Below are 26,455 nucleotides of genomic sequence, written 5' to 3' on the forward strand. Positions count from 1 at the left end.
CAATGGCGCCTCATTTTTTCAGGTAAGCATAGCAAACTATGACAGTCAGATTGATTCTCGCAAAGGGACGTGAAAAGTCCCTGCTCCGTCGCCATCCATGGGTCTTTTCAGGTGCCGTTGCGCGTCTGGAAGGTAAAGCGCAACTGGGTGAAACCATTGACGTTTGTGACAGCAACGGTAAATGGCTGGCTCGCGCCGCTTATTCACCCGAGTCGCAGATCCGCGCCCGCGTCTGGAGCTGGCAGGCCGATGAATCCATCGATATCGCCTTCTTTGTCCGCCGGTTTGAACAGGCACAACAGTGGCGCGAATGGCTGGCGGCCCGCGATGGTCTGGACAGCTATCGCCTGATCGCCGGTGAATCTGATGGTTTACCGGGCGTTACCATCGACCGCTTTGGCAACTTTTTAGTGATGCAACTGCTCTCGGCAGGCGCAGAATATCAGCGTGCAGCGATCATCACCGCCCTGCAGCACTGTTTCCCTGGCTGCGCCATCTATGACCGTTCGGACGTCGCCGTTCGTAAGAAAGAGGGTCTGGCGCTGACGCAGGGCACCGTTACCGGTGAACTGCCGCCGCCGCTGCTGCCGATTACTGAACATGGCATGAAGCTGCTGGTGGATATCCAGGGCGGTCACAAAACCGGCTATTATCTTGATCAGCGTGACAGCCGTCTCGCCACGCGTCGTTACGCACAGGATGCACGCGTCCTTAACTGCTTCTCTTACACCGGTGGATTCGCGGTTTCTGCGCTGATGGGTGGCTGTAAAGAAGTGATCAGCGTGGATACTTCACAGGAGGCGCTGGACGTTGCCCGTCAGAACGTTGAACTGAATGAGCTGGATCTCTCACGCGCGCAATTTGAGCGTGATGATGTTTTCAAACTGCTGCGCCGTTATCGTGACAGTGGCGAGAAATTTGATCTGATCATTATGGATCCGCCAAAGTTCGTCGAAAACAAAAGCCAGTTGATGGGCGCCTGTCGCGGCTATAAAGACATTAATATGCTCGCCATTCAGTTACTGAATCCGGGCGGCGTATTAATGACCTTCTCCTGCTCCGGTCTGATGGCCACCGATCTGTTCCAGAAGATCATCGCCGATGCCGCGCTGGATGCGGGCCGCGAAGTACAGTTTATCGAACAGTTCCGCCAGGCCGCAGATCATCCGGTGATCGCCAGCTATCCGGAAGGTCTCTACCTGAAAGGTTTCGCCTGCCGCGTCATGTGACTTGAAAAAACGGCTCCTGCCCCCATATTGGTAAGAGAGCTTTTTTTTCGGAGGTCACAATGATTGCCAGTAAATTTGGTATTGGTCAGCAGGTTCGTCATCGTTTGTCCGGCGTACTGGGCGTTATCGTCGATGTCGATCCTGAATACTCGTTAGATGAGCCTAAAATTGAAGATGTTGGCGCGGAAGAGAAAATGCGCACTGCGCCCTGGTATCATGTGGTGATGGAAGATGAGGAAGGCGATCAGGTACATACCTACGTTGCTGAGATTCAGCTTTCCGGCGAAACCAGCATTGAACACCCTGAGCAGCCTTCAATGGATGAGCTGGCAGCATCGGTACGTCAGCAATTACAGGCACCTCATCTGCGACATTAATCTGTGGCGGCACGCTCTGCCGCCACACTCATCATTTCTGACGCGTTATTCCCAGACGCGGAATTTCAATCTTCGGGCAGCGATCCATAATCACCGTCATGCCCGCATCCTGTGCCAGTACCGCCGCCTGCTCATTAATCACGCCCAGCTGCAGCCATAATGTTTTTGCCCCCACGGCGATAGCCTCCTGCGCCACGCCCCACGCGGCTTCAGAATTGCGAAAGACATCCACCATATCAATCTTGCCCGGTACATCCGCCAGGCTGGCATACCCCTGCTGCCCCAGCAGCGTTTTCCCTGCCAGTTTCGGGCTGACCGGGATCACCTCATATCCCTGGTCGAGCAGATATTTCATCACACCGTAACTGGGACGTTCGGGGCGATCGCTTGCTCCGACTAAGGCGATACGTTGGGTGCGCGTCAGCACCTCACGAATTGTCTGATCGTTCATGTTTATCTCCTTTCAGGCCAGTGTTGAGTGTAGATTGGCGTGCCCTTTAGCGGGTAAGTCCTCAGCGAAATTAATTGAACCCGCGCACGAATAAATATGTTTAAATGTAAATTAACTGCCATAATGTAAGAATTTGCTACACACCATCCTTTGTGTCTTCAGTTACCGGAGTTGAAATGAAGCTGTCGCTGGCTGTTACGGGGTTAATTACCCTCCTCGTTTCGGCGTCCTGTTCTGCCATCACATTAAAGCTCGATCCTCAGATCGATTTGCTGGTGCTGGATGGTCGAAAAATTTCAGGCTCCCTTCTCAAAGGTGCAGACAGCCTGGAGCTGGACCGCGGTCAGCATCAGTTTCTGTTTCGGGTAGAGCAGCAGCGCAAAGGTCAGAATGAGAACGTCATCGCTTATCAGTCGGTACCGATGATCGTCACGTTCACCGCGGTTGCCAAAACCATTACCATTCGGTTGCCTGCGCTGGAGACAAAACGCGAGCGTTATCATTTTGACCGCAGCCTGAACTTTCAGCTGGTGGATGAAAAAGGCACGGAGATTACCAGCGTGCGCGACCACCTGCCGGTCACCACATCCGCAGATATGGAAAAAGCGATGCTGAATTATAATCGCACCCGCCAGATTGCCTCTGTGCCGCGGTTTGCAAATACCACTTCTGCAACGCCCTCTTCCGTCCGGCTTACCGCCGATCTGGACTGGACTACTCAGGCCGAACTGCCCTCGCTGCACCGCTGGTTTCACCGCTTCGATGAAGCCACGCGTCAGCAGCTTCTGACGCTGGTCAAAATGCTACGTACGAGTTGATAGAGTCGAAAGGCCAGAGGTACACTCGTGCTCTCTCTTCTTGCGCATGAGCCTTACCAGGACGCCTTTATGGAACAGACTGTTCGTACCCTCGGCACCACAAAACATATCGCGCTGGTCGCCCACGACCACTGCAAAGCTGCCCTGCTTGACTGGGTGAAACAAAACCAGCCCGCGCTGGAATCGCACATCCTCTATGCTACCGGCACTACCGGGAATCTGATCAATCGCGATACGGGCCTGAATGTGACAGCCATGCTGAGCGGCCCGATGGGCGGCGATCAGCAGGTGGGTGCGCTGATTTCGGAAGGAAAGATCGATGCACTGATTTTTTTCTGGGATCCGCTCAACGCAGTGCCGCACGATCCGGATGTCAAAGCGCTGCTGCGTCTGGCTACCGTATGGAATATCCCGGTAGCCACTAACCGCTCCACGGCTGACTTTATCATTCAGTCGCCACTGTTTGCGCAAAGTGTAGAGATTATGATCCCCGACTATCAGCGCTATCTGGCCGATCGTCTGAAGTAACTCAGGCTTTACGCAGCACCGGCACACCCAGCTCGCGGAAGTGATCGACAAACGGTGACGGCGCGGCCTTATCGAACATCAGAAAAACCTGCTGACGCGCGCGCGTCAGTGCCACATAGGCCAGACGGCGCTCTTCTGCATCAGGGAACGCTTCTGGCTGCGGTAATAAGCCCTGTTCAATAATCGATTCGCGCGCCTCTGCCGGGAAGCCCTCTTTACCCTGCTGTAATCCCAGCAAAATGACGTAATCTGCCTGCTGACCTTTGCTGGCATGAATCGTCATAAATTCCAGATTGAGCTTTGGCCAGCGGGTTCTGGCTTTATCCAGTAAATCCGGTCGCAGATAGTGATAACGCGCCAGCAGCAGAATTCGCTCATCAGGCTTCGCGTAACCGCTGAGTTTGTTCAGCAAGGCTTCCAGCTGATCCTGCGCCAGCAGCGAAATCGACTTTTTATTGCCTTTGGTAATGCTGTTCAGCGGTTTTGCCAGCTGCTGCGGATTCTGTTGTATAAACCGGTTGGCAATGTCGCCGATGCGGTCGTTAAAACGGTAGGTTGTGTCCAGTACGCAGCGGTCTCCCTCACCAAAATAGTGATGGAATGCCGTCGTCAGCGTCATCTCCGCCCCACTAAAGCGGTAGATGGCCTGCCAGTCATCCCCAACAGCAAACAGTGCGGTACGCTTATTTTGCTGGCGTAATGCGCTCAGTAACGCGGCACGCTGAGGCGAGATATCCTGGAATTCATCCACCAGAATGTGTTTCCACGGACTGATAAACCGTCCTTTTTCCAGAATGGCAATCGCCTGGTGAATCAGACCCGAAAAATCGACCGCGCCCTCCTCTTTTAATGCGCTCTTCCACGCTTTCATCAACGGTGCCATCAGTTTGATGCGCTTACTGAAGAGATCCCGGATCTCTTCGGGTACGTCGGCGATCATCGCTGCCTGCGCACCGCCATGCATGCGCATCAGACCAAGCCAGCGCTCCAGCCGTGACGCCAGCCGGTTTGCCAGCCTGTCGTCCTCCCAGAATGGCCCCTCGGGTAACTCCCACTCCAGTTCATCACGCAGCCACTGACGCCAGCCGTTTGCCTGCGCCTTCTTCTCATGGCACTGCTGCCGCCACTGCTGGATCAGCAGCGTGCGACGCGCATCGGCATCACTCTCAAGTTTGCTGATAACTGGCTGCTTATTACTGCCTTCACGAATAATATGCAGTGCCAGAGAATGAAAGGTCAGCGCCTGGATGTCAGCGGCGGAGAGCCGCGACTGGATACGTGCGTTCATCTCTTCAGCCGCCTGGCGGCCAAATGCCAGTAACAGGATTTGATCGGCGCTGGCCAGCTTGCGCTGCATTAACCAGCCTGCACGAGCCACCAGCACCGAGGTTTTACCGCTGCCCGCGCCTGCCAGTACCAGCAGAGAATTCTCGCCATTAACCACCGCCTCACATTGCGACTGATTGAGTGGCGTGCTCTCGACGCTGGCAAAGAAATCCTGATAGCGGGTGAGCATGGCGGCCGTCCAGTCGCGGTTTCGCTGCCGCAACGCCGTTTCACCCTGCTCCAGCCAGCGCTGACAGAATTGCCAGTTATCCCGGCAGTCAGCAAAATCTTTTAAGCGGGAGAGCGGCATCGGCAATGCATCGAACTGTTTGAGGATGTTGGTTTTCAGCGCCTGCAACTCGTGGCGGTTCAGCCAGCGATCCTGCGCGCCAAACGCCTCGATTTCGTCACGTAGCGCCTGCAGCACCTCGCGGCACACTGCGCTCATCTCCAGACTCCAGCTCTGCCAGGCCTGCAGCAGATAGTGGTGAAAGCGCTGCGTTTCCTGCCATTCCGTGCCATGCAGGCGGACCACTTTTTCATCGGCCAGCAAAAACTCCAGCTCGCCCCACACCAGCCCGCGCTTGCAGGCGATATCCAGTAACTGGTTAAAGGGGATCAGATACTCATGCTTATCGCCGCTGACTTCGACGCCTGCCGCCATCAAACGGACACGATTATAAGGATGCTGGGCAAGCCGTTTGCCCATCGAGGTTGCTTTCAGTTCCACGCCGACACCAACGTCAGAGAATAGGATTAGGGGGAGTTTACCTGTCAGACCCTTAGCGCTCCAGCCTTAAAACAGGCTAAACTTGGCGTCACATCTTGCGGAATGCAAAAGGAAAAGAAGATCATGCGCACCGTTTTAAATATTCTTAATTTTGTTCTGGGCGGTTTTTTCACCACCCTGAGCTGGCTGTTTGCCACGTTAATCAGCATCGTGCTGATTTTTACCCTGCCGCTGACCCGCTCCTGCTGGGAAATCACCAAACTCTCGCTGCTGCCATTTGGCAACGAGGCGGTGCATGTTGATGTGCTGCGTCCGGAAAGTAAGAGTCATATTCTGAATACCGGCGGCACCTTTCTGAATATCTTCTGGCTGATTTTCTTTGGCTGGTGGCTCTGCCTTTCGCACATCTCCGTGGGGATTGTGCAGTGCATCAGTATCATCGGTATTCCGGTAGGGATTGCGAACTTTAAGATCGCCGCTATCGCGCTCTGGCCGGTTGGCCGCAGGGTGGTATCAGTGGAAGAGGCGCGCGCCGCGCGCGAAGCCAATGTCCGCCGCTACTAATATGATGTCGGATGCCGTGCCAGGCTGGCGCAAATATCTGTTTAACAGTACGTGGCGCTATCTGCTGCGGATCCTGTTTGCACTGAGTGGCTGCGCCGCCATTCCCTGGTGGCTGCATCAGATTGAGTGGACGATCCCTCTGACCCTGGGAGTGGTCGCTGCTGCGCTGGCCGATCTCGATGATCGCCTGGCCGGTCGCCTGAAGAATCTGCTGATTACCCTGCTCTGCTTCTGCATCGCCTCGGTTTCAGTCGAGTTACTGTTTCCCTATCCATTCGCCTTTATTATCGGGCTGGCAATCTCGACCTGGGGCTTTATTCTGCTGGGCGCCCTTGGCCAGCGCTATGCGACTATCGCCTTTGGTGCTCTGCTGATTGCGGTCTATACCATGCTCGGCATCGGACTGTTCAGCCAGTGGTATATGCAGCCGATGCTGCTGCTGGTCGGCGCGTTGTGGTACAACCTGCTGACATTACTGGGCCATCTGATGTTTCCGGTCCGGCCGGTGCAGGAGCAACTGGCCGGAAGTTTTTCACAACTGGCGCGTTACCTTGATGCCAAAGCGAATCTTTTCGATCCCGACGCGGGCGATCAGGATGATGCCGCGTTTATCGATGCGGCGATGGTCAACAGCCAGTTAGTGGCGCAACTTAATCTGACCAAGACCACACTGCAGAGTCGTCTGCGCGGCGATCGCGGGTCGCGCGGCACCCGCCGTAGTCTGCATTACTACTTTGTGGCGCAGGATATTCATGAACGGGCCAGCTCTTCCCATCTGCAATATCATCTGCTGCGCGGCGACTGGCGCTACAACGAAATTCTGTTTCGCTTTCAACGCCTGCTGAATATGCAGGCTCAGGCCTGTCGCCAGCTGGCACATTGCATTCTGATGCGTCAAAGGTGGGTGCATGACAGCCGTTTTGAGCGTGCATTTGAACGATTACAGAAAGCGATAGAACGTCTGGAGCAGCATGATCCTGACGCTACGCATACCCGTGCTCTTTTCTGGCTGCTGCGCAACCTGCGCGCCATCGACGCACAGCTTGCTTCGATCGAATCAGAACAGACGCTGGCCGGTGAAGATCCTCAGCACAGTGACAATCTGCTGTCACGCGAAGGATTGAGTGGCTGGAGTGATATCCGGCTGCGCTTCAGCCGCCACCTCTCGCCCGCATCGGCGCTGTTCCGGCATGCGGTTCGGATGTCTGTGGTGCTCTGTATTGGATATGGTTTTATTCAGGTAACCGGGCTGGAGCGGGGATACTGGATTTTGCTGACCAGCCTGTTTGTCTGCCAGCCCAACTACAATGCAACGCAGCGACGACTGGCCTTGCGCATCGGCGGAACGCTGGCGGGGATTGCGATTGGTCTGCCCGTTTTATGGCTGGTGCCTTCGATTGAAGGTCAGTTAATCCTGATAGTGATCACGGGCGTACTGTTCTTCGCTTTCAGGCAGGTGCAGTATGCACAGGCCACGCTGTTTATCACTCTGCTGGTGCTGCTCTGCTTTAACCTGCTGGGTGAAGGGTTTGAAGTTGCCCTGCCGCGGGTAGTGGATACCCTACTGGGCTGTGGGCTGGCCTGGCTGGCTGTCGCGTTTATCTGGCCAGACTGGCGCTTTCGTCAGTTACCTGCCGTGGCAGAACGAACGCTGAAAGCGAATTGCCGCTATCTGGACGCGATCATGGAGCAATATCATCAGGGCAAAGATAACCGTCTCGCCTATCGCATTGCACGGCGTGATGCGCATAACGCGGATGCTGAACTGGCGTCAGTGGTCTCAAACATGAGCAGTGAAAGTCGCACCAGCCAGAAGCTGCGCGATTCGGCTTTTCAACTGCTTTGCTCCAACCATTCGTTTCTGAGTTACATTTCTGCGCTGGGCGCTCACCGCGATAAAATTACCGCACCCGAACTGCTGACATTGCTGGATGATACGGTTTGCTATGTGGAGGATGTGCTGCAAACGGAAGTTGTCAGCGATGAGCACGTAGAAACGATGCGCCATCAACTGGCTCAGCGAATCAGCCAGCTGGCCGCAGATGCGGATACGCGTGCGCCGCTGGTGCTCCAGCAACTCGGTCTGCTGGTGGCATTAATGCCCGATGTGGCTCGCCTGCGCCGCACGCTAATCACTGATTAGCCTTCGCCGCTTCTGAGATTGGGGTTTGATAAAAGCGTGCGCTGGAACCACGCATTCAGCTCCGCCCGTGTCGCCTGCGGCAGCGCGGCGGCATGGTGGCCCGTGATGGCCCCCTGCAGCGCAAGTAATGTCTGGAACCCAACGTGCTGGTTGATCGCTTTAAGCTTCAGCCAGCACTGTTTAGCTCCCATCTGGTAGAGATGATTGACGCTCATGACGCCCGCCTCGTACAGCATCATCTCCATACGTACGCTGAGATTTGGCAGATCTTTTAACCGCGGTGAGGATTGTCGGTCCTGCAACTCCAGCTGCGCCGTTTCTAAAGAGGCAGCGGAGAGCGCCAGCATATGGTCAGGGTCGCGCCACAACGCCTCATCGACCCGAAAGTAATTGAGACTCACCAGCTTGCCCCGCTTGCGAAAAATCAGGGGTTGCAGCGGACGATCTGTAAGGTATTCCCGCAAAGGTTCACTGGCACGCAGATAGAGTTCGTCTTTATTAATTAAGGCAAAAACCACACTTTCTACAGCCAGGGCATAGCCTCCGAACTGGGTGCGCGACTCTATTGTTCCTAATGGGGCCAGGCGCGCTCTGGAGCGCTCTACAACCGGATTCACCTTTTTCATTGCACCACCTCCATGTAAGAAATATATCGTAAATTACCTTGGGTATCAGGTAATTAGAAGATAAAAAAAAGCTTCAGCGGGTTCAATGAATAAATAGCGTTTCAACTAATCTTGTCGCGATTTTGCGAGGCGTTTTCCGAAATTTGGGTTGATCTTTATCCAGGATGACAGTACTGTATATTCATACAGTCCACTGCTGGTGATTAACTTATGCGAACACAACATCCTGATAATTCACGCTATGCTCATCATTATGCGTCCTCTTCCGTTCCGGCCTCTCAGGGCGGTGGAATTACTGAGTTACGCTACAGCGAACAGCCCGGTATGATGCAGATGTTGCTGTTGCCATTATTGCAGCAGCTGAGTCAGCAATCGCGCTGGCAATTGTGGTTAACACCGGCATATAAACTGAATCGCACCTGGCTGCAGGAATCAGGATTACCACTGGATAAAAGTATGCATATCGCCGATTCTGAACGTCTGAATGCGGTTGAAGCGATGGTCAAAGCATTGCGTACAGGAAATTACAGTGTCGTTCTGGCATGGATTCCTTACGATCTTGACGAAGATGAACGACGTCAACTTGAAAATGCGGCGGCAGAGGGTGAAGCGCTGGGATTGATTTTGCGTGCAAGCGGGACATCGGAAGCGCCTCTCAGACCGCAAACTGCGATAAAAATTCAGTCGGATTTGTTTCATTAAGTAAAAATCAGAAGTTTCCCAAGCTATTTTTCTTATCTGTCGCAGCTAAACCACTGATTCTGTTAGTTCGAGCGTTGACAATGGTTTAGCAAGTTTTTAAGGCTTTTTGCCGCGGCAATAAGACCAGCCTAATTGTTAGAAATTGTGTATAAATCGCTGTTTTTTTACATAAGCGCCTCACATCATACTTGTAAGTTTCCAATCTCGTTGTAGACTTTAGCTCGCCAGGGTGCTCAATAACCTCCGTTTTTTGCGGTAGAGTCATAAGCGAGCGTTTTGACCCGGCGAAGGATTTAAACCAAGAGCAACCTTTTTGCTCATTGCCTATTTGGATGATAACGAGGCGCAAAATGAAAAAGACAGCTATCGCAATTGCAGTGGCACTGGCTGGCTTCGCTACCGTAGCGCAGGCCGCTCCGAAAGATGACACCTGGTACACCGGTGCTAAACTGGGCTGGTCTCAGTATCACGACACTGGTTACTACGGTAACGGTTACGAAAACAATGACGGTCCAACTCATGAAAGCCAGCTGGGTGCAGGTGCATTCGTTGGTTACCAGGCAAATCCATACCTGGGCTTCGAGCTGGGCTATGACTGGCTGGGTCGCATGCCTAACAAAGGCAACGTGACTAACGGCGCATTCAAAGCACAGGGCGTTCAGCTGGCTGCTAAACTGAGCTACCCAATCTATGACGATCTGGACGTGTATACTCGTCTGGGCGGCATGGTATGGCGTGCAGACTCAACGCAGACTAACCCAACTACTGGCCGCATCAGCGACCACGACACCGGCGTATCTCCGCTGGCTGCTGTTGGTGTTGAATATGCGCTGACCAAAAACTGGGCTACCCGTCTGGATTACCAGTGGGTTAACAACATCGGTGATGCACAGACCGTTGGTACTCGTCCAGACAACGGCATGCTGAGCGTAGGCGTTTCATACCGCTTCGGTCAGGATGACGTCGCTGCTCCGGCGCCAGCTCCGGCTCCAGCACCAGCTCCAGTTGTTGAAACCAAGCGTTTCACTCTGAAGTCTGACGTTCTGTTCACCTTCAACAAATCTACCCTGAAGCCAGAAGGCCAGCAGGCTCTGGATCAGCTGTACAGCCAGCTGAGCTCAATGGATCCTAAAGATGGTTCCGTTGTCGTACTGGGCTTCACCGATCGCATCGGTTCAGAGCAGTACAACCAGAAACTGTCTGAGAAACGTGCTCAGTCAGTCGTAGATTACCTGGTATCTAAAGGTATTCCTTCTAACAAGATCTCTGCACGTGGCATGGGTGAATCTAACCCAGTTACCGGCAACACCTGTGACAGCGTGAAAGGCCGTAATGCCCTGATCGACTGCCTGGCGCCGGACCGTCGTGTAGAAATCGACGTTAAAGGTATCAAAGACGTTGTAACTCAGCCACAGGCTTAAGTTTATACGTAATAAAAAACCCCGCTAAGGCGGGGTTTTTTTATGCCGGTAATAAAACCGGACTGAGAGATGAAGGCTCTGATTGCCCTGCCCGATTATTCGCTCTCTGAACCGGAGTTACCCAGAATCGCCTGCAAATCCTGCTTCAGGCTCGACATCTGAGTGGCATATTTCTCTTTACGTTCTGCATCTTCTATCAGCTGAACAATCGTTTCAGAGAGCGTGCAGCCGCGCCGCTGTGCCAGACCTGCCAGTCGCTGCCAGACCAGATACTCCAGGTCTATCGATTTTTTTCGCGTATGCTGATGTTCAGCGTTGAAATGGCGTTTTCGTCGGGCACGGATGGTCTGCTTCAGTCGGTTATCCAGATCAGCGTGAATATGTTCTGCGATCCATTCATTCACTGTAACCGGATTATTTTCCATTGCCAGCAGCTTATCCACTGCTGCCTGCGCCGCGCTTAACTCAAGGTGACGCGTGATCAGTTCACCTTCCCGATGTTTTTTCACCAGGTATTTCCACTTCCATCCACATTCAAGATTTTCGAGTTGCTGGTATTTCATCGGAATCTCATCGTGATCACGTAACGAACTAAGAATAACAGCTTTTTTCCCGGATGCAGCAACGAAAAACATGCTGTCACCATCACATCTTCAACAGGAAGTCTGCAGTGCTTAACAAGGGTGAATCCTGTATAATCTCGCTTTTCTTAAAACAGACAAATGCGATTATTTTGACCAGCACTCAACTTACGTGGCAGACCTTACAGCCAGATAGCGCGCAATACCAATCCGTTTTCTCCCGAATTGCTGATGAAGAAACTGATGCTCTGGCAACGGTACAGCCCCGGTTGCTGAATGCACTGGCGCATTTACACCATCAGACGCAGGGTTTCCCGTTACTGCTGGTTCGTAGCCAGGAGAATCGCGATTATCTGACATTCATTGCCCAGGCCGCAGAGCGGGTTATGGCCGACAGTACCACTCTATTCGGCGGTGATTACCATATCATGGCCGACAACGTCACGCTCCAGCCCCCCTCCGATCCTCAACGCCCATTCACCAGTCAGGGTGGTATTCACTTTGCTGAATGGACTGAGATGGAGCAGTTGTTTGGCTGCGTGCGCCAGTATAAAGATCGCATCCAGCTGGAACCGGGCCTGATCCATCGTGCTAATGGCGGCACGCTGCTGCTTTCACTGCGTAGCCTGATAACGCAGCCGATTCTCTGGTTGCGCCTGAAAAAGTGTATTGAGCAGGGCTATGTTGAGTGGACATCTCAGGATGAACGCCGGCCGCTGCCAGTCTCGATTCCTCCCTTGCCCCTCAATCTGAAACTGGTCCTGTGTGGCGATCGGGAAGCGCTGGCAGAATTTCAGGAGCTGGATCCCGAAGCTCACGAAATGGCCATCTATACTGAATTTGAAGAGAATATTCAGATTCTGGATGAAGATGACATGCTTGCCTGGTGTCGCTGGAACATCGAACTGGCGCAACAGGCGGGGCTGCCCCAGCCGGAAGTGGACTTCTGGCCAGAACTGATTAAAGAAGGCGTCCGCTACAGCGGCGATCAGGAAACGCTGCCACTCTGCCCCCGCTGGCTACAACGCCAGATGCGCGAATCGGCCCTGATGGGCGATGAACTGAATGCTGAAGCGCTGCGTGATGCGCTGGAAGCGCGTTTGTGGCGCGAGAATTATCTCAATGAGCGGATGCGTGACGAGATCCTGCTGCGACAGATTCTGATTGAAACCGAAGGCGAAGTGGTTGGTCAGATTAATGGCCTGTCGGTCGTTGAATATCCTGGCCATCCCCGTGCCTGGGGCGATCCCTCGCGTATTACCTGCGTGGTACATCCCGGCGATGGTGAATTCATGGATATCGAGCGTAAAGCGGAGCTGGGCGGTAATATTCATGCCAAAGGCATGATGATTATGCAGGCTTACCTGATTGCCGAACTGGAACTCGATCAGCAACTGCCCTTCTCGGCCTCAATGGTCTTTGAGCAATCTTACTCCGAGGTGGATGGTGACAGTGCTTCACTGGCTGAACTCTGTGCCTTAATCAGCGCGCTGGCTAATCAGCCCATCAATCAGCAAATTGCGGTGACCGGCTCGGTTGATCAGTTTGGCAACGTACAACCGGTGGGCGGACTGAACGAGAAAATCGAAGGCTTCTTTGATATCTGCCATCAGCGAGAACTGACAGGTCAGCAGGGTGTGATTATTCCCGCCAGCAATGTCCGTCATCTCAGCCTCAGCCAGGCGGTTGTCAGTGCGGTTGAACAGGGTCATTTCCATATCTGGGCAATTGACCGTGCCGATGAAGCGCTACCGCTGCTGACCGGTAAAATCTGGAGTACCGAGGATGGCCTGGGCGATTGCCTGCTGAATACCATCCAGGAACGCATTAGCCTGTTCAACCAGCCGGACGGTCCGCAACGTCCCTGGGCGCTGCGCTGGCTTAACTGGTTCAACCACCGTTAATCCGATTTGCTCAGCGTACAACTGTTCGCTAATATTCGTGATTCACTAAAACAAGGCTTATTGAAAACATGGTAGATAAACGCGAATCCTATACCAAAGAAGATCTGATTCTGTCAGGTCGTGGTGAACTGTTTGGCGAAAATGGTCCGCCGCTTCCATCCGGCAACATGCTGATGATGGACCGCGTGGTCAAAATGACCGAAGACGGCGGCAAATATGACAAAGGCTTTGTTGAAGCGGAGCTGGATATCAATCCTGATCTCTGGTTCTTCGGCTGTCACTTTATTGGCGATCCGGTGATGCCGGGTTGTCTGGGCCTTGATGCCATGTGGCAGCTGGTTGGTTTCTATCTGGGCTGGCTGGGCGGCGAAGGTAAAGGTCGTGCGCTGGGCGTGGGTGAAGTGAAATTCACCGGTCAGGTCCTGCCAGATGCGAAGAAAGTGACTTACCGCATTCACTTCAAACGCGTTATTAACCGCAAACTGGTTATGGGTGTGGCAGATGGTGAAGTGCTGGTTGACGGTAATCTGATCTATACCGCCAGCGATCTTAAAGTCGGCCTGTTTAAAGATACCGCCGCTTTCTAACTGTTTCCCCCGGAAACAAAAACCTCCGCGCATGGCGGAGGTTATATTCCCTTTTCAGTGACATCCGGTTATGCAGCTACCGACCTGTCCTCCATGGCTTGTCGCCAACCTCCCAACCAGTGAGACTTAGCGTCAATCAACTGATACGGACACATCTCTTTTGAGCGTCCAGTAATGCCTGCCTGATAACCACGTGAATGGGCGCGTTCGAGGCGGTCTCGTTTCTGTCTCTTCATACTCCGTGTCCCTCATGTAAGGTCTGTGGAATCTGGTGGAAAGAAAAGTGGTGAATTAATGTTCAACCACCCTTATGTTCTACCTCCTGCGCACCCAAAGATCAATGCCCAATCTTCATGCCAGTGTCATAAATGTGACCTTAATCAGTAAAAATAATGACGTTCTGTGATGCATACGACAACACTATCTTTCTGATTAAGCTAATAAAAAAGCCCCTGACCCATGTCGAAAAAGCACGACAATCGGTCAGGGGCTTAGCTTATTTATTCACATCAATCTTAATTTAACGCAACCACACTATTGGCAATCTTCTGTGCTGTCTGTTGCCAGCCCGCCGCCAGCGTTCTGACCATCGCATCGTAGCCATCTTCGGTCTGCGGCAGTACCAGGTTAAACGCCTGTTTGGTCAGCCGGCCCTGATGTTCCAGCGTCCATTCGCCACTGACGACTGCTTTGCCATCATAGCGTCCCTGAAAGCCTGTCACGATCACATTCAGCGTATCGTGCTGCGCGCCTAAAGGTGAACCTGCGACCAGCCGGCCTGGCAGCGCCTTGCTCAGGTTAGTGATCAATGTCTGCTGCAACTGCTGATCGAGCGGGCTGGCCCAGAGATTATTCGCGGCGATAACGTATTTGACATCGCTGGTCTGATAAACCAGTCCGTTGCCTGCCAGATAGTCCGGCACCGTCACCTGCTGCACCCATAACATCGGTTGCGCTTCATTCAGCTGGCTGCTGCTGACCTGCATGGAAGCCGCCCCGGAGGGCAGCTGATACCAGGTATTGTCAACGCTGCTACTGCACGCACTCAACACCAGCGCGGCACAAAGTATCAATCCTTTATTCACTGTTTCGCCCTCTTCGGCTGGGGATCCTGTCCCGGTTTTGCCTCAAATACCAGCGCATTGCTCTTGGTGTTAAGCGTTCTTAACACCGGCTGGAGTTCACGCAGAACCTTATCCAGGCGCTGCATATCCCCCACCAGCTTGCTGTAGGCTGGTGAACCTGGCTGCAGGCCTTTCATGCTGCGGTTCAGCTCGCGCAATGTCTGCTGCAGGTCTTCCGGCAGGGTTTTCATAGCCGGACTGGCGGTGACTTTGTTGATGTTGTCGATGGTGCGCTGCAGATCACGCATCGTTTTCTGGCTCTCTTTCAGCGTGCCTGTCGCTTCATTGACCATACCGTTCAGTGGCAGACTGTTGATCTTATCCAGCGCCGCCATCAGCTTCTGCTGAATCTGACTCAGGCCACCGCTGACCGTTGGGATAACTTCATAGCCAGAGACTTTCTGCGGCCCTTTGTAAGGCGGCGCATTGTCATAAAAGTCGAGATCGACATAGAGCGCACCCGACAACAGGCTACCGGTTTTCAGCGTCGCACGCAGGCCACGTTTTTTACCATCCTGCAGATGCTGTTGCAGATCGAAGTTCTCACCCAGTCGGCTGATAAAGCGATCCGGCTCGATGCGAATCAGCACCGGCACGCGGTAATCATTGTTCAGCGCCTGGTCCAGACCGGCTTTCATCAATGGCGCTTCTGAGACGGTACCCAGGCGAATGCCGCGGAATTCAACCGGCGCACCCGCCTGCAGACCACGGATGGAGTCGGTGAAGAACATCAGGTAATCAATATGGTTGGTGTAGAGCGAATCCTGAATGCTGCGCTGATCGTCAAACAGATGATAATCAGACTTATTCTGCGCAGGCTGACCCAGCTCCCAGCCATCCGGCACGTCAAAACTGACGCCGCCGCTGAACAGCGTGGTCAGCGATCCCATTTCCACCCGCATTCCTGAAGCGGACATATCCACGGCGATGCCACTGTCCTTCCAGAAGCGCACATTGGTTGTAATCAGGCGATCGTAAGGCGCAGCGACGAACAGCTGATAGGTCATCATGCGTTTTTCGGTATCAAAAGCGCTGGTCTCGACTGTACCGACGCGATAGCCACGGAACAGCACCGGATCCCCCGGATTGAGCTGACCCGCTTTCTTGCTGTCCAGCACGATGCGAATCCCTTTGGCATCCGGTGGCGCTAACGGCGGCGCATCCAGCAGCTTAAACTGCTCGGGTGCCTGGCTTTTAGTGCCCGGCTGTAATTCGATATAGGCACCGGATAACAGAGTACCGAGACCGCTGATCCCTTCGCGACCCACCTGCGGTTTCACCACCCAGAAAACGCTGTCGCTGTGCAGCAGTTTTTCCATGCCTGAATTCAGGCGCGCTTTGATTTCCACATGGTGGAGATCGTCGCTTAACACCGCGCTTTCCACCACACCGACATCCACACTGCGGCTTTTAATCGTGGTTTTACCCGCAACAATGCCTTCGGCGTTTTCGGTGATGAGGGTGACTTCCGGCCCCTGATGGCTGAAGTGATAAAAGAGGATCCATCCGCCGATTAACAGCGTAACGATGGGGACAATCCAGACCGGCGACCAGCGCTTAATCTGTTCCACCTTTGCATGGCCGTGATTAGTTTCCGTCAAGGCGCGACTCCTTCATATTGTTTTCGCGTACACGATCCCAGGTTAATCGCGGGTCAAAGGTCATGGCAGCAATCATGGTGATAATCACCACCATTGCAAACAATACTGCCCCCCACGCGGGATAAACATTCATTAATTGCCCCATGCGCACCAGCGCAGAGAGCACGGCAATAACAAACACGTCAATCATTGACCAGCGGCCTACAAATTCGACCACTTCATAAATTTTGTGCATCCTGTGGCTGTCACGCTGTCCGCGTCCGCTGGCATCCCAGCAAAGCCAGCCAATCGCCAGCATTTTCAGCGTAGGCACCATGATACTGGCGATAAAGATCACCAACGCCACCGGATAGGAGCCATCACCCCACAGCACAATCACCCCCGCCATGATATTGGAGGGATAGGCAGTGCCGAGGGTTTCCGTCACCATAATCGGCAACAGGTTGGCCGGGATATAAAGCAGTATGGAGGTGAACAACAGCGCCAGCGTCCACTGCAGGCTGTGCTTACGCCGTGCCTCAGCCGTGACGCCGCAGCGGGGACACTTATGCTCTGCTTCCGGCAGAATGGCCGTACAGCAGGGACAGGAGCGCAGACCCTGCTCTAAACCACTGATGCCCACTTCGGGCGGATGGGGCAGTGCAGGTCGGGGTGACAGACTGTCCCACAAGCCGCGTCGATCAACGCACTGAAAGGCCCGCAACTGCAGCAGACAGAACAGAACCCACGGCCAGAAGCTGGTCTCCAGGCCGATCTCGCCATAGGCCATCAGCTTGACGAAACTGACCAGCACGCCCGCCATAAAGATTTCTGCCATGCCCCAGTTACGCAGCTGAAACAGAATACGTGCCAGACCAGTTTTGAGTCCAGTCGGCAACGGGACCCGATTGACCAGCAGGATAATGGTGATCATGCAGAAGGCCGGAACCGCCTGCACAAAGAGAAGGAACAGCGTCGCCAGACTGCTGTAATCTTCCGTCACCATCACCTGAGGTATCTGGGCCAGGGTTATCTGGCTGGTCAGCCCCGCCACCTTCATTGAGACAAAAGGAAACAGATTCGCCAGCAGCAGCATAAACAGCGCTGCCAGCGCATAGCCCGTTGGCCGTTTACGCGGTTCGTGCCAGTTGGCCGTCAGGGAGGTGTGGCAGCGCGGGCATGACGCACGGCTGCCAACGGGAATGTCCGGCAGCTTAATCATTAAATCGCATTGTGGACAGAGCATCCACGCGTTACTTTTCACTGCTGAACACATCCGTTAGCCCTGCCCTACGCGCCGTTTTTCAGTGACTCTAGCTCTTCCCAGCGCGCAAAAGCGGTTTCCAGCTCCTGCTCAGTCTGAGCCAGATTATCCAGCACCGGTTGCGTCTGATCGTGTGCCTGACTGAAGAAGTCGGGATGACTCATCTTCGCCTGCAGTTCTCCGATACGCGCTTCCAGCTGCTCCAGTTTTTGCGGCAGCTGTTCCAGCTCACGCGCCAGGTTGTAGCTGAGTTTATTCACGCTACGCTTCGCATCACCCTTCTCTGCTGCAGGCTTAGAGGCGTTGCCCGTCGCTTTCGCCGGTGCTGCCGCCTTGTGCTGTCGGTAGGCGGCGCGCTGTTGCTGAGCATCGTGATAACCGCCAACAAAGGTACCAATCTCACCGTTGCCTTCAAAAATCCAGCACTCGGTAACGGTATTATCGACGAACTGACGATCGTGGCTCACCAGTAACACGGTGCCCTGATAACCATCAATCAGCTCTTCCAGCAGTTCCAGCGTTTCGACGTCGAGGTCGTTAGTCGGTTCATCCAGAATCATCAGGTTGCTGGGACGCAGGAACAGGCGTGCCAGCAGCAAACGGTTTCGTTCACCGCCCGAAAGGGCGCGCACCGGCGTCATGGCACGTTTTGGATGAAACAGGAAGTCCTGCAGATAGCCCAGTACGTGGCGCGGTTTGCCGTTGACCAGTACTTCCTGCTTGCCTTCGGCCAGGTTGTCCATCACGGTGCGATCCGGATCCAGTTCAGCGCGATGCTGGTCAAAGTAGGCTACTTCCAGCTTGGTGCCGGAATGCACACGACCATGGTCAGCTTTCAGCTGCTGCAGCATCAGGCGTAGTAAGGTAGTTTTCCCGCAGCCATTTGGTCCGATCAGCGCAATTTTGTCGCCACGCTGCACCTGGGTTGAGAAGTCCTTCACCAGCACTTTGCCATCGACCGCGTAGTCGACATTTTCCAGCTCAAAGACAATCTTGCCGGAACGGGACGCTTCGCCCACCTGCATGTTGGCTTTGCCCATCACTTCGCGGCGTTCTGAATGTTCACGACGCAGCGCTTTCAGCGCACGCACACGGCCTTCGTTGCGGGTACGACGAGCTTTGATGCCCTGACGGATCCACACCTCTTCCTGCGCCAGTTTGCGGTCGAATTCGGCGTTCTGCATCTCTTCAACGCGCAACGCTTCCTCTTTGCCTTCCAGATAGAGATCGTAGTTGCCTGGCCAGGAGACCAGCTTGCCACGGTCCAGATCGACAATGCGCGTCGCCATGTTGCGGATAAACGAACGGTCATGGGAAATAAAGATGATGCTGCCGGTGAAGTTCTTCAGGAACGTTTCCAGCCAGTCGATGGTTTCGATATCGAGGTGGTTGGTTGGCTCATCCAGCATCAGGACGCGCGGGTTACTCACCAGCGCACGGCCCAGCGCCGCTTTACGCAGCCAGCCGCCCGAGAGCGACGACAGCTCGGTATCGGGCTGCAGACCAATCTGCTCCAGCACGTCATGGATGCGGCTCTCCAGCTGCCACAGATTCTGGTGGTCGAGAATGCTCTGCAGACGCGCCATCTCATTGAGGTTTTTATCGCTGGGATCTTCCATCACCACATGGGAAATGGCGTGATAGGCTTTCAGATGCTCAGCCTGCTCTTCAACGCCCTCGGCCACGAAGTCATACACCGAACCGGTAATATTGCGCGGCGGATCCTGTTGCAGACGCGCCACGACCAGATCGGTTTCATAAATAATGCGGCCATCATCCAGTGGCTGTTCGCCATTGATGATTTTCATCAGCGTGGATTTACCCGCACCGTTACGGCCCACCAGACAGACGCGTTCGTTCTCTTCGATGTGCAGTTCGGTGTTGTCTAACAGCGGCGCATCGCTGAAGGAGAGATAAGCGCCGTGGATACTGATTAATGACATGTAAGCTTATTCCTTACCGGCGTGAGTGATCAGCCAGCAGTTGTGAATTTGACGGTTACGCGCGAAGTCCTGCGACTGCGTTTTCTGGGTAATATCCTGCGCCTGCAGGCCCAGTGATTTCAGGCCATCCATGTCCATTTTGAAACCGCGTTTGTTATTGGAGAACATGATGGTGCCGCCGCGACGCAGCAGGCGCTTCAGGTTACGCATCAGCATCATATGATCGCGCTGAACGTCGAAGCTCTCTTCCATACGTTTTGAGTTGGAGAACGTTGGCGGATCGATAAAGATCAGGTCAAAGTTCTCGTCACTCTCATTCAGCCAGCTCAGGCAGTCCGCCTGCATCAGACGATGCTGACGCCCGGTCAGTCCGTTGAGACGCAGGTTGCGCTCCGCCCACTCCAGATAGGTACGCGACATATCTACCGTAGTGGTTGAACGCGCGCCACCCAGACCGGCATGCACACTGGCGGTACCGGTATAAGCAAACAGGTTCAGGAAATCTTTGCCCTGACTCATCTGGCCCAGCATTTTACGGGCAATGCGGTGATCGAGGAACAGGCCGGTATCGAGATAGTCGGTCAGATTCACCCAGAAACGCGCATTAAACTCTTTAACTTCGAAATAGTCGCCCTTCTCGCTCAGCTTCTGATACTGCGCTTTGCCTTTCTGGCGCTCACGCGTTTTCATAATCAGACGGTCGGCAGGCAGTTGCAACACGCTCAGCGTCGCGCTGATGACATCGAACAGACGCTGACGCGCTTTATCAGGATCGATGGTTTTCGGTGGCGCGTACTCCTGGATAATCACCCAGTCGCCATAGCGATCGACAGCAACGTTGTAGTCTGGCAGATCGGCATCATAAATACGGTAGCATTCAATGCCTTCCTGACGCGCCCACTTCTCCAGTTTCTTCACGTTTTTACGCAGGCGGTTAGCGTAATCTTCCGCAATCTGTCCGGCGCTTTCATGACTGTTAACCGCCAGCTTATAGTTTTTCTGCACGCAATCCAGCGGACCGTTCTTCGCTTTAAACTGGCGATCGGCACGCAGCTGCAGGCAGCTCAGCAGTTCTGGCGAGGCGCTGAACAGCGACAGGTTCCAGCCGCCAAAATGCTGCTTCATCAGACGTCCGAGCTGGCTGTGCAGCGCAATCAGGGCTGGTTCGCTCTCCAGACGTTCACCGTAAGGAGGATTACTCAGCACCGTACCGTGAACCGCCGGATCGACCGGATTAGTCAGCTTCAGCAGATCCTGCTGGCCGAAGGTGAAAAGTTCAAAGACGCCAGCGCGGCGGGCATTCGCCTGCGCCCACTCCAGCACCCGACCATTATTGTCGTAGCCAAAGAAGCGCGCCTGGGTGGCAGCCGTGCCAGTGCGGGCACGGTTCTGCGCCTCAGTTTTAACCTCCTGCCACAACGCAGCGTTAAACTGGCTCCAGGCGGTGAAGCCCCAGTGCTTGCGCAGCAGGCCAGGCGCACGATCGCAGGCAATCAGTGCGGCTTCAATCAGCAGCGTACCGGAACCACACATCGGATCGATCAGCGGTGTCGTCGGCTCCCAGCCAGAACGCAGCACGATGGCCGCCGCCAGGGTCTCTTTTAACGGCGCCTGACCGGTCTGCTGGCGATAACCACGCTGATGCAGCGAGCTGCCGCTGAGATCCAGCGCAATGCTGGCGCGATCGTCATTCAGCCAGACGTTGACACGGATATCTGCCTGCTCACGATCGACGTTGGGTCGTTCGAGATTCTGACGCGTAAAGCTGTCCACGATGGCATCTTTAACTTTCAGCGCGCCGAACTGGCTGTTACGAATCGAATCGTTGGTGCCGCTGAAATGCACAACAAAGGTTTTGTCGCTGCCGAACATCGTCGGCCAGTCCACGCTCTGCACACCCAGATAGAGATCCAGATCGCTGTAGACGCCAAACTCTCCCAGCGGCAACAGGATGCGTGATGCTAAACGACTCCACATCAGGCTTTGGTACATAGTGCGATCGTCGGCTTCGTAGTGAACGCCTCCCTGCACCACTTGCAAATCCTGCGCGCCCAGCGCGTCCAGCTCACTTTTTAACAGCTCTTCGAGCCCACGCGCCGTGCTGGCAAACAGAGAATTCATATCGTCACTTTTTAACTCTTGAGAAAATTGTCGCGCATTATAGCGAATCGGAGACCTATGTCATAAAGTTAGCTTCTTTTGTGCTGCGCGTCGGGTTCAAGGAGAACACCATGATCACGCTTTCCCGCTTATTTATTCATCCTGTGAAGTCGATGCGGGGATTAGCGCTGTCACACGCGCTGGTCACTGACAGCGGACTGGCATTTGATCGTCTGTTTATGGTGACCGAACCTGATGGCACCTTTATTACCGCGCGTCAGCATCCGGAGATGGTGCGCTTCACGCCCGCGATTTTACCGGATGGCCTGCTGCTGACGGCCCCGGATGGCAGTCACTCCCTGATCCGCTTCAGCGATTTCGATGAGCAGGATCACCCCACCGAAGTCTGGGGAAATCATTTCACCGCGCGCATAGCGCCGCCTGCGATTAACCAATGGCTGAGCCAGTTCTTCCCGCGTGAGGTTCAGTTGCGCTGGGTCGGGCCGCAACCCAGCCGCCGGGTTAAAGCGTTTAATCATATTCCGCTGAGCTTTGCCGACGGCTTTCCGTTTTTGCTGATCAACAACGCGTCGCTGCATGATCTGCAACAGCGCTGCCCGGCCAGCGTCCGTGCCGAACAGTTTCGTCCGAATCTGGTCGTCAGCGGCGCTGCCGCATGGGATGAAGACAGCTGGGCGGAGATTCAGATTGGCGACGTGATATTCGAGGTGCCTAAGCCATGCAGTCGCTGCGTGCTCACCACTGTCAGCACCGAGACCGGCGTTAAGCATCCTGCCGGTCATCCACTGGCCACGCTGCAGACGTTCCGCACCGCCCTGGATGGCAGCGGGGATATTGATTTCGGTCTGAACTTAGTGGCGCGCAACAGTGGGGTGGTGCGCGCCGGTGATGAGATGATTGTCCTGAAACGTCATGCACCGCGCAGCTATGGTGCCGGTGAAGTGGTCGAAACACTGAAACCAAAGCAGCAGGCGCCAGATGCCGTGGCTATCACGTTTCAGGGTCAGACGTTCACCGGGGATAATCAGCAGGTATTACTGGATCAGCTGGAGATGCAGGGCTTCCGGATCCCCTACTCCTGTCGGGCGGGACTGTGCGGCAGTTGCAAGCTGAGTCTGGTCGCGGGTGAGGTTAAGGCGCTGAAACAGAGCGCCCTGCGTCAGGACGGCACGCTGTTGAGCTGCAGCTGTATTCCGGCTGGCGATGTAGAACTAAGGTAGTCAGACTGCGCGGGCGTAGCGCGGCGCGACATCCTGATACAGGGGCTGCAGGCGATCGTTCATCACCTTGATGGCATCGCCGAGCACCATGTTTTTTCCGGCCAGCGTCAATCCCGGCTGCGCCAGCAGGCAGAGCGCCGCATTATCGCCACTCTCAACCACCAGCAGTCGTGCCTGCGTTCCCTCTTCTGCCAGCGTAACCTGTACCATTTCACCGGGACGGGGCTGCATTGCCGGAGCATAAGAGGCGAAATGCCAGCTTTTCGGCATCAGTGGCTTGAGGAAGCGTGCAGCGACCAGCGCATTTAACACCAGTTCGGCGCGATGGCTGCCACTGAGTTTGCACTGACGGCAGGTCTCTTCAAAGGTGTAATAAAGGGCGGCGTCATCGACACAAAAACCCGATTCAGTGAAGGCATCCGGCGTGAGCATCTTGCGGGAATAACGGGAACGAAAAAGCATACCATCTGCCAGGTCGAGCATCATTCGGTCGTGGCTGCTGTCAAAATACCAACGCCAGTTATCATCGGGTTTAATTTTCATCGTGTGCCCTGTATTTACCGCTGCGCCAAACATCACGCAGAATTCAGCGAAAAAAGAAACATAAGGAAAAGCTGAAAAAGCGTGCAACAGGACAAAATATAAACGAGCCGAGGGGATAAATAAACCCCCCGGCCAATGATTGTGAGAATTGTCTTAGAGATGGGTGACGATATCTTTAATTAAGCCTGGCCCCTGATAAATAAAGCCTGAATAAATCTGAACCAGTGTTGCCCCGGCGGCGATTTTTTCACGCGCTGCCGTCAGAGAATCGATCCCGCCTACGCCAATAATCGGCAACCGTCCCTGCAGTTCCTGAGAGAGGCGCTGTATCACCGCCGTGCTGCGCGACTGCACTGGCCGTCCACTTAATCCACCCGCTTCCTCAGCATGCTTAAGACCGCTCACCAGCGAACGATCGAGCGTGGTATTGCTGGCAATCACGCCATCAATCTGATGACGAATTAAACTGTCCGCGACCTGAATTAACTCTTCTTCAGAGAGATCGGGCGCAATTTTTACGGCCAGCGGAACATATTTCAGATGACGCTGTTCCAGCTCTTTTTGTTTCTGTTTGATGGAAGAAAGCAGATCATCCAGCGCCTCGCCATATTGCAGCGAACGCAAACCTGGAGTGTTAGGCGAAGAAATATTGATGGCGATATAACCGGCGTGGGCATAGACCTTCTCCATGCAGATGAGATAATCATCTTTGCCCTGCTCGACCGGCGTATCTTTATTTTTACCGATATTGATCCCCAGCACGCCGTTAAAACGTGCTTTCTTCACGTTCTCAACCAGGTGATCAACACCCAGATTATTAAATCCCATCCGATTGATAATTCCGCCCGCTTCCACCAGACGAAACATGCGTGGCTTATCGTTCCCCGCCTGGGCGCGCGGCGTGACGGTGCCGACTTCAACAAAGCCAAAGCCCATCGCCGCAAACGCATCAATGCACTCTGCGTTCTTATCCAGACCCGCCGCCAGGCCCAGGGCATTCTTAAAGGTCAGTCCCATACAGGTGACCGGACGCGACGGCAGATTCTGGCGATAAAACATCTCCAGTGGGGTGCCATTCATAAAACGCAGTTGCTGAAAGGTGAGTTCGTGTGCGCGTTCGGGATCAAGTTTAAACAGCGCCGGTCGGACGATAGGATAAATCATGCACTCTCCTGAAGGACGGAAGCGATCGTGGAAGTCGGTGCACGGGAAATTGTGCGCCAGAATGGTAAAGTGCTCTGGCGCAAAAGTAAATCGAACAGCGGGGAAGCGTGAAGTTAACTGAAAATGCTTTGATCTTACGCGGCGGAATCGTTTACGGGTTGATTTTTCACCTGAGAGGGAAACAGATATTCCCGCAGGATGCCGTGACGTTGCATGATGCCAAAAATACCGAGACAGACAAACGCTTCAGCCCCGACCATCGACCATGCGGCACCGATTGCGCCAAACTTCCACGCCAGGAAACAGCAGAGCGGCACGTTAACCACACCAGCGGCCATCATCACCCACATACGCTGACGCGCTAAACCATGTGGGATCAGAATCTGCAATCCAGCCGGGTAGGCAATGTTGCCAAACAGGAAGCAGAGCACAAAGACGCGCAGCACATCCGCTGACTGGATAAAGTCTTTACCCAGCAATATTGAGACCACCAGGTCAGCAAAGAACCAGGTGAAGATTACAATCGACAGACTCAGGGAAAACGACAGCAGCAGGCTTTTGCGTGTCGCGGCAATCGCGGCCCGTTTATCCCGGCCGAACAGGTGGCTGACGCGCGGGAAGAAGGCGCTGCCGATCTGCTCCGGCACAGAGTTGGCCGCTTTACGCAGGCGATCGGCGCCGTTGTAGATCCCGACCATGTAAGTAGAAGCAAAGGTGGCGAGAATCACCACGTTGACGCTGTTGAAAAGGTTAGCTCCGGCAATGGCGATAAATACATCCATGCTGTCGGTGATGCGCTGTTTGATTTCGCGTGGTTCAAAGCGATAGCGGCCAATGACTTTCATCTCCAGCACAAACTTCAGCGTAATCGCCGCGCTGATAATGGAGACCGCGCCAGGGATCAGGGCAGCCAGCCAGGTATCCTGCGGAGATTTCACCAGCAAAAAGGTCAGCGGAATCGCACAGAAGTTACCGAAGGTGGCGATCATCGCCGTCTTACCCAGCTTCTCAAAGCCCTGCATCAGCCAGCCGAATGAAAACAGCGAGCCGACCAGCGTGGTGCAGTTCGCCAGAATGATGAAGAACAGAGGGTGCCAGGAGGGATTGAACCAGGTCGCGGTCAGCAGCGTGCCGCTGGTGACCACCAGCAGCATCAGCTTGGCGTTAAACGTTGACCAGAAGAGCTGACTGACGCGTTCTTTGTCATCACGATGGTGAGCAATATCTTTGGTGGTAAAGACATTGAATCCCCAGTCGGAGATGGTGCTGCAATAGAGCACGCAGGCGATCGCCAGCGCCAGCGTACCCATCTGCTCTACGCCCAGAACGCGGGCAAGATAGGGCAGCGTGGCCAGCGGAAACAGAAACGACGCGCCACGGTAAGCCAGCAGCGAGAAAATATTAATAACCAGACTTTTATCGAGTACTTTTGCCATGTCGCAACAACCTTATACACATTGCATGTCTCACCTTCTCATTTCGCTAAGGCATAAACAATATCGCTTCACA

The 26,455-nt window shown here is 54.2% G+C and carries 24 protein-coding genes; 11 read left to right on the forward strand and 13 right to left on the reverse strand.

All coding sequences use genetic code 11. The features are described 5' to 3' along the window. Window positions 1-38 precede the first annotated feature (38 nt). Complete coding sequence (rlmI, locus tag HFD94_RS00390; RefSeq protein ID WP_022625919.1) at window positions 39-1,229, forward strand: 23S rRNA (cytosine(1962)-C(5))-methyltransferase RlmI; 1,191 nt, start codon at window positions 39-41, stop codon at window positions 1,227-1,229. Window positions 1,230-1,288: 59 nt separating this feature from the next. Continuing rightward, a complete protein-coding gene (gene hspQ / locus HFD94_RS00395; protein ID WP_010246651.1) occupies window positions 1,289-1,606 on the forward strand; it encodes a heat shock protein HspQ in 318 nt (105 codons plus the stop codon). Between the two features lie 31 nt (window positions 1,607-1,637). On the opposite strand, the gene HFD94_RS00400 is transcribed toward hspQ, so the two are convergent. Next, window positions 1,638-2,057, reverse strand: coding sequence for a CoA-binding protein (locus HFD94_RS00400; RefSeq protein WP_010669789.1), 420 nt, complete (start codon window positions 2,055-2,057; stop codon window positions 1,638-1,640). Window positions 2,058-2,233: 176 nt separating this feature from the next. On the opposite strand from HFD94_RS00400, the gene HFD94_RS00405 reads away from it, so the two are divergent. Together HFD94_RS00405 and mgsA are read left to right on the forward strand one after the other, a co-directional pair. Then, complete coding sequence (locus HFD94_RS00405) at window positions 2,234-2,875, forward strand: DUF2057 family protein (protein WP_022625921.1); 642 nt, start codon at window positions 2,234-2,236, stop codon at window positions 2,873-2,875. Between the two features lie 69 nt (window positions 2,876-2,944). Continuing rightward, complete coding sequence (mgsA, locus tag HFD94_RS00410; RefSeq protein ID WP_010246657.1) at window positions 2,945-3,403, forward strand: methylglyoxal synthase; 459 nt, start codon at window positions 2,945-2,947, stop codon at window positions 3,401-3,403. Between the two features lies 1 nt (window position 3,404). On the opposite strand, the gene helD is transcribed toward mgsA, so the two are convergent. Further along, the gene (gene helD, locus HFD94_RS00415) at window positions 3,405-5,459 is read right to left on the reverse strand and encodes a DNA helicase IV (protein ID WP_167432699.1); all 2,055 of its coding nucleotides are present in this window, start codon (window positions 5,457-5,459) and stop codon (window positions 3,405-3,407) included. 123 nt (window positions 5,460-5,582) lie between these two features. Here helD and HFD94_RS00420 point away from each other — a divergent pair, with 123 nt between their 5' ends. Together HFD94_RS00420 and yccS are read left to right on the forward strand one after the other, a co-directional pair. After that, window positions 5,583-6,023 (forward strand): YccF domain-containing protein, encoded by a 441-nt coding sequence (locus HFD94_RS00420; protein ID WP_010255036.1) that lies wholly within the window; start codon window positions 5,583-5,585, stop codon window positions 6,021-6,023. Beyond that, the gene (gene yccS / locus HFD94_RS00425; RefSeq protein ID WP_022625924.1) at window positions 6,007-8,166 is read left to right on the forward strand and encodes a YccS family putative transporter; all 2,160 of its coding nucleotides are present in this window, start codon (window positions 6,007-6,009) and stop codon (window positions 8,164-8,166) included. Before HFD94_RS00420 ends, yccS begins: the two co-directional genes overlap by 17 nt. On the opposite strand, the gene HFD94_RS00430 is transcribed toward yccS, so the two are convergent. Continuing rightward, on the reverse strand, window positions 8,163-8,792 hold the full coding sequence (locus HFD94_RS00430) for a TfoX/Sxy family DNA transformation protein (RefSeq protein ID WP_122889035.1): 630 nt from the start codon (window positions 8,790-8,792) through the stop codon (window positions 8,163-8,165). The two genes, yccS and HFD94_RS00430, sit on opposite strands and share 4 nt — an antisense overlap. A gap of 210 nt (window positions 8,793-9,002) precedes the next feature. Here HFD94_RS00430 and sulA point away from each other — a divergent pair, with 210 nt between their 5' ends. Further along, complete coding sequence (gene sulA / locus HFD94_RS00435) at window positions 9,003-9,494, forward strand: SOS-induced cell division inhibitor SulA (RefSeq protein WP_031592832.1); 492 nt, start codon at window positions 9,003-9,005, stop codon at window positions 9,492-9,494. A 350-nt stretch (window positions 9,495-9,844) separates the two neighbouring features. Next, a complete protein-coding gene (gene ompA / locus HFD94_RS00440; protein WP_010255028.1) occupies window positions 9,845-10,915 on the forward strand; it encodes a porin OmpA in 1,071 nt (356 codons plus the stop codon). 95 nt (window positions 10,916-11,010) lie between these two features. On the opposite strand, the gene matP is transcribed toward ompA, so the two are convergent. Beyond that, window positions 11,011-11,478, reverse strand: a complete 468-nt coding sequence (matP, locus tag HFD94_RS00445) for a macrodomain Ter protein MatP (protein ID WP_138919647.1) — start codon at window positions 11,476-11,478, stop codon at window positions 11,011-11,013. Window positions 11,479-11,531: 53 nt separating this feature from the next. On the opposite strand from matP, the gene HFD94_RS00450 reads away from it, so the two are divergent. Both HFD94_RS00450 and fabA read left to right on the forward strand, forming a co-directional pair. Beyond that, a complete protein-coding gene (locus HFD94_RS00450) occupies window positions 11,532-13,400 on the forward strand; it encodes a Lon protease family protein (protein ID WP_122889036.1) in 1,869 nt (622 codons plus the stop codon). A 68-nt stretch (window positions 13,401-13,468) separates the two neighbouring features. After that, window positions 13,469-13,987: a bifunctional 3-hydroxydecanoyl-ACP dehydratase/trans-2-decenoyl-ACP isomerase gene (fabA, locus tag HFD94_RS00455; protein ID WP_009091047.1), complete on the forward strand. Its 519-nt coding sequence runs from the start codon at window positions 13,469-13,471 to the stop codon at window positions 13,985-13,987. 68 nt (window positions 13,988-14,055) lie between these two features. On the opposite strand, the gene rmf is transcribed toward fabA, so the two are convergent. From rmf to rlmKL, 6 genes are all read right to left on the reverse strand, one after another. Then, window positions 14,056-14,223: a ribosome modulation factor gene (gene rmf / locus HFD94_RS00460; protein ID WP_008925875.1), complete on the reverse strand. Its 168-nt coding sequence runs from the start codon at window positions 14,221-14,223 to the stop codon at window positions 14,056-14,058. Window positions 14,224-14,502: 279 nt separating this feature from the next. Then, window positions 14,503-15,072 (reverse strand): membrane integrity-associated transporter subunit PqiC, encoded by a 570-nt coding sequence (pqiC, locus tag HFD94_RS00465; RefSeq protein WP_122889037.1) that lies wholly within the window; start codon window positions 15,070-15,072, stop codon window positions 14,503-14,505. After that, window positions 15,069-16,712, reverse strand: coding sequence for an intermembrane transport protein PqiB (pqiB, locus tag HFD94_RS00470; protein ID WP_010255015.1), 1,644 nt, complete (start codon window positions 16,710-16,712; stop codon window positions 15,069-15,071). Before pqiB ends, pqiC begins: the two co-directional genes overlap by 4 nt. After that, window positions 16,699-17,967: a membrane integrity-associated transporter subunit PqiA gene (gene pqiA / locus HFD94_RS00475; RefSeq protein WP_010669781.1), complete on the reverse strand. Its 1,269-nt coding sequence runs from the start codon at window positions 17,965-17,967 to the stop codon at window positions 16,699-16,701. The genes pqiB and pqiA overlap by 14 nt, the downstream gene beginning before the upstream one ends. Window positions 17,968-17,981: 14 nt before the next feature. Continuing rightward, a complete protein-coding gene (locus HFD94_RS00480) occupies window positions 17,982-19,898 on the reverse strand; it encodes an ABC transporter ATP-binding protein (protein WP_031592840.1) in 1,917 nt (638 codons plus the stop codon). A 6-nt stretch (window positions 19,899-19,904) separates the two neighbouring features. Beyond that, complete coding sequence (gene rlmKL, locus HFD94_RS00485) at window positions 19,905-22,019, reverse strand: bifunctional 23S rRNA (guanine(2069)-N(7))-methyltransferase RlmK/23S rRNA (guanine(2445)-N(2))-methyltransferase RlmL (RefSeq protein WP_010669780.1); 2,115 nt, start codon at window positions 22,017-22,019, stop codon at window positions 19,905-19,907. Between the two features lie 110 nt (window positions 22,020-22,129). Here rlmKL and HFD94_RS00490 point away from each other — a divergent pair, with 110 nt between their 5' ends. After that, a complete protein-coding gene (locus tag HFD94_RS00490) occupies window positions 22,130-23,239 on the forward strand; it encodes a YcbX family protein (protein WP_010255007.1) in 1,110 nt (369 codons plus the stop codon). On the opposite strand, the gene HFD94_RS00495 is transcribed toward HFD94_RS00490, so the two are convergent. The 3 genes from HFD94_RS00495 to HFD94_RS00505 all read right to left on the reverse strand — a co-directional run bounded on the left by HFD94_RS00495 (window position 23,240) and on the right by HFD94_RS00505 (window position 26,382). Further along, a complete protein-coding gene (locus tag HFD94_RS00495) occupies window positions 23,240-23,782 on the reverse strand; it encodes a cell division protein ZapC (protein WP_033757182.1) in 543 nt (180 codons plus the stop codon). It abuts the gene before it with no gap. 153 nt (window positions 23,783-23,935) lie between these two features. Continuing rightward, window positions 23,936-24,946 carry a quinone-dependent dihydroorotate dehydrogenase gene (gene pyrD / locus HFD94_RS00500; protein WP_122889038.1) on the reverse strand — a complete coding sequence of 337 codons (1,011 nt, stop codon included), beginning with the start codon at window positions 24,944-24,946 and terminating at the stop codon, window positions 23,936-23,938. A 134-nt stretch (window positions 24,947-25,080) separates the two neighbouring features. Next, entirely contained in the window at window positions 25,081-26,382 is a 1,302-nt protein-coding gene (locus HFD94_RS00505; RefSeq protein ID WP_122889039.1) for a flippase, read from the reverse strand. Between the last annotated feature and the right edge of the window lie 73 nt (window positions 26,383-26,455).

This window comes from Pantoea sp. EKM20T (genome assembly GCF_011800485.1).
In the GTDB taxonomy this organism is placed as follows: domain Bacteria; phylum Pseudomonadota; class Gammaproteobacteria; order Enterobacterales; family Enterobacteriaceae; genus Pantoea; species Pantoea agglomerans.

Coding starts and splice junctions, on each gene's coding strand:
- rlmI (WP_022625919.1), top strand. CDS start 39: ATGACAGTCAGATTGATTCTCGCAAAGGGACGTGAAAAGTCCCTGCTC.
- hspQ (WP_010246651.1), top strand. CDS start 1,289: ATGATTGCCAGTAAATTTGGTATTGGTCAGCAGGTTCGTCATCGTTTG.
- HFD94_RS00400 (WP_010669789.1), bottom strand. CDS start 2,057: ATGAACGATCAGACAATTCGTGAGGTGCTGACGCGCACCCAACGTATC.
- HFD94_RS00405 (WP_022625921.1), top strand. CDS start 2,234: ATGAAGCTGTCGCTGGCTGTTACGGGGTTAATTACCCTCCTCGTTTCG.
- mgsA (WP_010246657.1), top strand. CDS start 2,945: ATGGAACAGACTGTTCGTACCCTCGGCACCACAAAACATATCGCGCTG.
- HFD94_RS00420 (WP_010255036.1), top strand. CDS start 5,583: ATGCGCACCGTTTTAAATATTCTTAATTTTGTTCTGGGCGGTTTTTTC.
- yccS (WP_022625924.1), top strand. CDS start 6,007: ATGTCCGCCGCTACTAATATGATGTCGGATGCCGTGCCAGGCTGGCGC.
- HFD94_RS00430 (WP_122889035.1), bottom strand. CDS start 8,792: ATGAAAAAGGTGAATCCGGTTGTAGAGCGCTCCAGAGCGCGCCTGGCC.
- sulA (WP_031592832.1), top strand. CDS start 9,003: ATGCGAACACAACATCCTGATAATTCACGCTATGCTCATCATTATGCG.
- ompA (WP_010255028.1), top strand. CDS start 9,845: ATGAAAAAGACAGCTATCGCAATTGCAGTGGCACTGGCTGGCTTCGCT.
- matP (WP_138919647.1), bottom strand. CDS start 11,478: ATGAAATACCAGCAACTCGAAAATCTTGAATGTGGATGGAAGTGGAAA.
- HFD94_RS00450 (WP_122889036.1), top strand. CDS start 11,532: ATGCAGCAACGAAAAACATGCTGTCACCATCACATCTTCAACAGGAAG.
- fabA (WP_009091047.1), top strand. CDS start 13,469: ATGGTAGATAAACGCGAATCCTATACCAAAGAAGATCTGATTCTGTCA.
- rmf (WP_008925875.1), bottom strand. CDS start 14,223: ATGAAGAGACAGAAACGAGACCGCCTCGAACGCGCCCATTCACGTGGT.
- pqiA (WP_010669781.1), bottom strand. CDS start 17,967: ATGTGTTCAGCAGTGAAAAGTAACGCGTGGATGCTCTGTCCACAATGC.
- HFD94_RS00480 (WP_031592840.1), bottom strand. CDS start 19,898: ATGTCATTAATCAGTATCCACGGCGCTTATCTCTCCTTCAGCGATGCG.
- rlmKL (WP_010669780.1), bottom strand. CDS start 22,019: ATGAATTCTCTGTTTGCCAGCACGGCGCGTGGGCTCGAAGAGCTGTTA.
- HFD94_RS00490 (WP_010255007.1), top strand. CDS start 22,130: ATGATCACGCTTTCCCGCTTATTTATTCATCCTGTGAAGTCGATGCGG.
- HFD94_RS00495 (WP_033757182.1), bottom strand. CDS start 23,782: ATGAAAATTAAACCCGATGATAACTGGCGTTGGTATTTTGACAGCAGC.
- pyrD (WP_122889038.1), bottom strand. CDS start 24,946: ATGATTTATCCTATCGTCCGACCGGCGCTGTTTAAACTTGATCCCGAA.
- HFD94_RS00505 (WP_122889039.1), bottom strand. CDS start 26,382: ATGGCAAAAGTACTCGATAAAAGTCTGGTTATTAATATTTTCTCGCTG.